Genomic DNA, 5,993 nt, shown 5'->3' on the forward strand with positions numbered 1-5,993 from the left:
CTGGTTCAAGACTTCCTATGGTGGACAAACGTTGTGGCAATGGACGGCGCTCTTTCTGTGTGTTTCGGGGGCCGGCGTAGCGGGAGTCCTAGTCTTCCGCGTGATCAGGCGTGTTGCCGGGCGGCTGCGATTGCCGTGGGACAGGTGGTTGATGGTGCTGCCTCCCATCCTTGTGGCCTATGTCGTGCTGGACATAGTGGAATTTCTCAAAGGCGAGATCAAGCTCACGGGCGACTTGCTCCCCTTTGTGGTGGCGTTCGGAAGAGTGATTGAGACGATCTTGATAGTCTGGGCTGTCTTCGGACTTTTCCGTGCCGTTGCGGAAACGGCCGTGTTTTCGAAGATGATCCGGGAGGGAAGCCACGATGCCAGCATGATGAGGATAGGCATGCGGATCCTAGCCTTCCTGGCCGGCAGCTTGATTATCATCTACTCGCTTCAGCACTTGGGTGCGGATATGGTGCCACTCTTGGCCGGCCTCGGCGTTGGCGGTCTGGCCGTTGCGCTGGCGGCCCAGCGGACCTTCGCAAACTTCATCGGCAGCTTGATCCTCTATGCCAATAAACCGGTAAAGGTCGGAGACTTCTGCCGTTATGGTGATCAAATCGGGACAGTGGAGTACATCGGTGTACTGGCCACGCGCATCCGCTCGCTGGAACGGACGATCGTCACCGTGCCGAACGCCGAGTTCTCGGAGATGAAAATCGACAACTTCTCGGTGCGCGATAAATTTCTGCTGAAAGCGGTTCTTCAATTGCGCTTGGAAACTACTGCCGAACAGTCGCGATACATTCTGGCCCGGCTGCGAGAATTGCTCCTGGGCCATCCGAAGGTCACACCCGCGCCTGCCCGCGTTCGCTTCATCAGGTACGGAGCCTACTCGAAAGACTTGGAAGTCTTTGCCTACCTGGACTGCGAGGACTATGACACGTTTCTTGCCATTCAGGAGGACATCCTGCTGCGGATAGAAGACATCATCAAAGAAGCCGGAAGCGGCTTTGCCTTCCCTTCCCAAACCGCATACCTTACGAGAGACAAGGGGCTTGATGTTGGGCGTCAAGGTGAAGCGGAGGCCGAGGTCGACAAATGGAGAGCGGGCGGCAACCTTCCGTTTCCAGATTTCGACGTTGAAGAGCGCCGCCGACTTGAGAACGTCCTGGACTACCCCCCGAAAGGTTCTCCGGATTACGCGCCTCCCAAGATCCCTGCTGACGAGCTGGCAGCGGGAAACGCTGTGTTGTTCTCAACGCACGACCTATTGGATTTTCCCGTTCTGGTAACAAAGCTCAAAGGGAAGGACAGATTAGCCCAATATCTACAGAGGCAGTTTTCTGAAGGAACGCAAAAACGCCTCTTGAATTATCGAGGAGGCAGGGATACGCAACTGCAAGAAACAGTCGTGCGAGAACTCAACAGGATCATTTCCGGTCCTTCGATCTATGACGCGCAACGTTTTCTCGAGATCGAGCTACGTCAGCAAACTCGCGACTTGATGCTCCGCGCGCCGAAGGGTGAGGAGCTGGTAAGGTTCAATCGCCTTCTGATCGAAGACGCATATCCCGGGGAATTGGCAAGAAAGGCGGAATCGTCCTGATTATGATCGAATATCCGCGACAGGCGTGTTTATGAGTTGAGATCGGCATTGAGAAGTCGATGCCTGTGGATTTATAGAAAGCCGGACTGAACGATATGTATTATGAGAATGTTGGAGAAAGTGCCTCATGAATCGCCTTCGATTGCCTCGAGGTCGGGAGAGCTGGTTTGGTCGAATACCAGCTCTCGTTTTATTTGCGACACTTCTCTTCGCACCAGTGCAGGTGCATGCGGGCGATAATCCTGAGCAAGAGCTTATCGATCAGGCACGATTGACGGTAGAAGCGTTCACCACTGAACCAAACATGAAAGAGACGCTTCGCGAACTCGGACCTCAGGCGAGGGCGCTTTTCATCGTGCCGGATTTTGCGAGATGGGGCTTTGTTGTGGGAGGGGGAGGTGGCAAAGGATTGCTGATTGTGCGTGAGCCGAATACAGGGTTCTGGTCCCAGCCGATCTTTTATAGCGTCGGCTCCTTGACCGTGGGAGCGCAAGTGGGTGCGGCTGTGTCAGAGATCATTGTGGTGGTCAAATCAGAAAAAGCGGTAGAGGATTTCTACAGCGGCGGCTTCACGCTCGGTGCCGGCGCAGGTTTGGCTGCGGGTCCCACGGGAACAGGGACCTCCGTCCACGGTCTTGATGCGGATATGCTTGCCTATGCCCGCAAGAAGGGTGTGTTTGGTGGAATTACACTGGGCGGTGCATTGGTCAACATCGCTGCGGATGCAAATCGCGCATATTATGGACAGCCCGCGACACCACGTGACATCGTCAAAGGGGATGTCAGCAATCCCCGGTCGTTGGATCTGCGCGATGCGGCGAGGAAGCTGGTCGAATAGGAAATGAGGAAAGTAAGGAGATGACACGTGTTGGGATGGTGGCCGGGGCAGGAGTTGTCGCAATCTGCACCACGCTCGCTGGCCTCTGGTATGTAGGTCGTTCATCATCCCCGGAGCCGGCACCGGCTACGATGACATGCGACATGGGTATTTCCGCAGCGAAAGCAGCCCGCAAGACTGCTGCTGTGAGTCCGCAACCCACCTTGTCCGAGACTGTTGGACAAATGAACGCGGTTGCCTCAACCACAGGTCCAACACCCCCGCCAGGTCCGGCGCCGGATGGAATGGTGTGGATTTCCGGCGGAGAATTCTGGATGGGGGCCGATGATTTTCCGGACACCAAACCCTGGCACCGGGTGTTCGTCAACGGTTTTTGGATAGACAAGACAGAGGTGACGAACGAGCAGTTCGAACAATTTGTGAAAGCGACCAAGTATGTGACGATTGCCGAGCAGACACCACGTGCGGAGGATTTCCCCGGTGCACCGCCTGAAAATCTCGTCGCGGGCTCAGTCGTCTTTTCTCCGCCTGATCATCCTGTGGAACTCAACAATCATTTTCAATGGTGGGATTATGTGAAGGGAGCAAACTGGCGACATCCGGAAGGACCACAAAGCAGCATTAAAGGCCGTGGAAAATTTCCGGTTGTTCACATCACCTACGAAGATGCGCTGGCCTATGCAAAATGGGTGGACAAACGTCTGCCGACGGAAGCCGAGTTCGAATTTGCCCAGCGCGGCGGACTGGATCGCAATTTGTACGCCTGGGGCAATGAGTTCATGCCGAGTGGTAAGCATATGGCCAATACGTTTCAGGGACATTTCCCGGATCAGAATACGAAAGAGGATGGGTATGGGCATGCCGCCCCTGTGGCATCTTTCCCGCCGAATCGCTATGGACTCTACGACATGGCCGGCAATGTCTGGGAATGGACGAGCGACTGGTATCGCCACGATTACTACCGCACCTTGGCGGAAGAAGGGCCGCTCGCACGCAATCCGCAGGGGCCAGCCGACAGTTTCGACCCGACCGAGCCAGGCGTGAAAAAGAAAGTCCACAAGGGTGGGTCGTTCCTTTGCACAGATCAGTATTGTGCCCGGTACATCGCCGGCGGCCGAGGCAAAGGCGAGCCGGACACCGGAACGAACCATCTTGGGTTTCGGCTAGTGCGGGATGCGGGCTAATTGCGAAAAGGAATTTAAAGAAATCGGTCCATCAAGCGGGATGGCGAAGGTTACGAAATCAACTGCGAGCATCCGGTGACTATCTCATTGCCGGTGTAACATCCACGCATGAGTCCATTGCCCGATTGAAGGTGGTCAGCACTCCGAAGTGGTCCGATGCGGGACGGCCTTTCTTATTGGTTTCCGTTCCAAATAACTCCTGCCGAACACAATAGCCAGGAAGAAATGATTCCACCCAGAGATAGTCGATGCGCCGCGGTCGTCTGGCTTCCGTCAAATACACAGCATGAGCCTTCTCGGCCAATTCAGGAGGCAGCTCTTTAAATACGCGCTGGAGAGGAGCAGGGAGTACCGCGTCATCTTCGATATGGATTAAGCCGTTTTGTTGCGGATCGGCCGTATAAAGTTCCTCGGTTTGTGTGGCGAGACGGCGGCCATCCATGAGTTTGAGCAGCAACGCCTCCTCATATTCCGGAAAGTCCGGCTCGAAATTGAAGTCGCCACCCGCTGCCAAGCCGGTGTACGCCCCCTGTCGACGAAATGCCCTGAGCGTACGGGTTAATCTGTCCAACTCTCCGATCCGCCTGAGCCGATCCTGCTCGATCTCCCAACGGAATTCGGGGTATTGTGGAAGGAGGCCGGTCCCGTGTGCCCGCGCGAGGATTCGCAGAAAGTCCGATCCTGCCTCGATGCCGGAATGGAGGTGCGTGCTCGCGACCAGATAATGTTGTCCGGTTTCCGGAAGGGTGATGTCACCGATCACGGCATAGCGCAATTCTTCGAACTGCACGCCCGATGCACTGTCACACCGGCCAAGATCTCCACTCAGCTTGAGGCCTGTGAGTTTGCGTAGCTGCAGTTCGCCTCGGGCGAGGATGACTAGGCCGTTGTTGAGTCCCGGGATCAGCGCAGTCTCTCCGCCGAGTCTGATGCCACAGGCATCCACCTGATGGACTTCGTCGTACTGCAATCCCCGGTCGGCCAGTGCCTGCACATATCGCTCAGCCCTGGACGGAAGAGGATTCACCTCCTGGAGCAGGACAACATCCGGCCGCGCGGCGGCGATCTGGGCAACCTGAAATTGCAAGCGAGCCTCGCTTTCTTCAGGCGTCTCGGTCGGGGTGACCCAGAATTCTCCCGTGTCTAATCCGTGCCAGGCATTGTAGGTCAGAACTGTGAAGGTTTCAGGCCCTGTTCCTGGCTGAACGGGTCTGGGTCTGTCGACATATAATGGTGGTGTGGTAGACGCACAGGCCATGATAATAAGCATGCCGCTTGTGAGTAAGACCGTTGTGTAGGACGAGCTCATGGTTTCAGCCCCGTCTCCGGCCCGGTCGTAGTGGCAACGCTTCGTCTCAACCGTTCGGAATACCACCGCTGTACGCGGCGTTCACGCAGGTCTTCGAGTTCGACGGGGTGTCCATAGTAGAGTTTGTTGGCGCTGTCTCGAACCAGAACAAGCGTCGCTCCGACCGCGACGCCCGCAAAAAATCCGGTGGAAGTGCCCACCGTCACGAATCCGGTTCCGGATGTGACGTCGAGCGACCCGCTTATTCCCCCTCCGGTACGTCCGATCCCTATCTGGCCGCTGACTCCCAGGGTGAAGGTACCGTCCTGCATTTCGTCGGCTGCCCTGTCATCCGTCGCCAGCGCGACGATCTCCGTATGCAAGGCTCCAATTTGCAATCCGAAACTGGTTCCGGCGAGACGGTAGAAGGCCGGTTCACTCCATTGACCCGTGGACGGATTTCGAACCAACAAGACTCCGGTCCCCCAAGTCCCGCCGAAGAGATAACCGGCCCGCGTGATTCGTGGAGCGATAAAGACAGCCCGGGCGTTTCGTGCACGGTCTCTGAACCAGGTCATGTTCGGGTGGCCGGTGAAGCGAGCGAAGGTCAGCCGGGCTTCGTCGACGATTTCTTCTAATTCGGTAAGCTCGGCAGCGGGAACAACGGGAGGGCAGAGGAACAAGAACAGGCACATCACAACGAAAAAACATGTGGCGCGTCTTGCACCCGTTGAACCGACGCTGTTCTCTGAAGGGGGATCCGACAAACGCTCTCCAGAAATTAAGGTGCCTGAAATGTTCATGGGATTCGAATAATCGCGCGGTGCATCTGGACAGGTCAAGGTTTAGATAAGGGCAATTTCGACAATCCGGTGTGGAAAAGCCGTAGGAAAAAGGGCTTGGAAATGGTCAGCTCAGCAAATTATAGTAAGGGACATTATCTTACAGGGGGGCTGCTATGGGATCTCATCGACTCGCAGGATTCCTCATATTCATCGGTTTCTTTGTCGTTGCCGCTGCCTTTTCCCATGCATCGGCTTCGGATGCGAAGCCCAATATCCTCGTGATTTGGGGCGACGACGTCGGCAC

General features: G+C 56.0%; 5 protein-coding genes. 3 read left to right on the forward strand and 2 right to left on the reverse strand.

What is annotated here, in order from left to right; genetic code table 11:
- From ACWVCN_RS03785 to ACWVCN_RS03795, 3 genes are all read left to right on the forward strand, one after another.
- On the forward strand, positions 1 to 1,594 hold a 1,594-nt coding region (locus tag ACWVCN_RS03785), incomplete at its 5' end, for a mechanosensitive ion channel family protein (protein WP_455244182.1).
- Positions 1,595 to 1,721: 127 nt separating this feature from the next.
- Positions 1,722 to 2,432 (forward strand): lipid-binding SYLF domain-containing protein, encoded by a 711-nt coding sequence (locus ACWVCN_RS03790; protein ID WP_455244183.1) that lies wholly within the window; start codon positions 1,722 to 1,724, stop codon positions 2,430 to 2,432.
- Positions 2,433 to 2,452: 20 nt separating this feature from the next.
- On the forward strand, positions 2,453 to 3,616 hold the full coding sequence (locus ACWVCN_RS03795; protein ID WP_455244184.1) for a formylglycine-generating enzyme family protein: 1,164 nt from the start codon (positions 2,453 to 2,455) through the stop codon (positions 3,614 to 3,616).
- 79 nt (positions 3,617 to 3,695) lie between these two features.
- Here the strand turns inward: ACWVCN_RS03795 and ACWVCN_RS03800 are convergent, their stop codons facing one another.
- Both ACWVCN_RS03800 and ACWVCN_RS03805 read right to left on the reverse strand, forming a co-directional pair.
- On the reverse strand, positions 3,696 to 4,925 hold the full coding sequence (locus ACWVCN_RS03800) for an endonuclease/exonuclease/phosphatase family protein (protein WP_455244185.1): 1,230 nt from the start codon (positions 4,923 to 4,925) through the stop codon (positions 3,696 to 3,698).
- On the reverse strand, positions 4,922 to 5,599 hold the full coding sequence (locus ACWVCN_RS03805; protein WP_455244186.1) for a lipid-binding SYLF domain-containing protein: 678 nt from the start codon (positions 5,597 to 5,599) through the stop codon (positions 4,922 to 4,924). Before ACWVCN_RS03805 ends, ACWVCN_RS03800 begins: the two co-directional genes overlap by 4 nt.
- Between the last annotated feature and the right edge of the window lie 394 nt (positions 5,600 to 5,993).

It is taken from the genome of Petrachloros mirabilis (assembly GCF_975968855.1).

Coding starts and splice junctions, on each gene's coding strand:
- ACWVCN_RS03800 (WP_455244185.1), bottom strand. CDS start 4,925: ATGAGCTCGTCCTACACAACGGTCTTACTCACAAGCGGCATGCTTATT.
- ACWVCN_RS03795 (WP_455244184.1), top strand. CDS start 2,453: ATGACACGTGTTGGGATGGTGGCCGGGGCAGGAGTTGTCGCAATCTGC.
- ACWVCN_RS03790 (WP_455244183.1), top strand. CDS start 1,722: ATGAATCGCCTTCGATTGCCTCGAGGTCGGGAGAGCTGGTTTGGTCGA.
- ACWVCN_RS03805 (WP_455244186.1), bottom strand. CDS start 5,599: ATGTGCCTGTTCTTGTTCCTCTGCCCTCCCGTTGTTCCCGCTGCCGAG.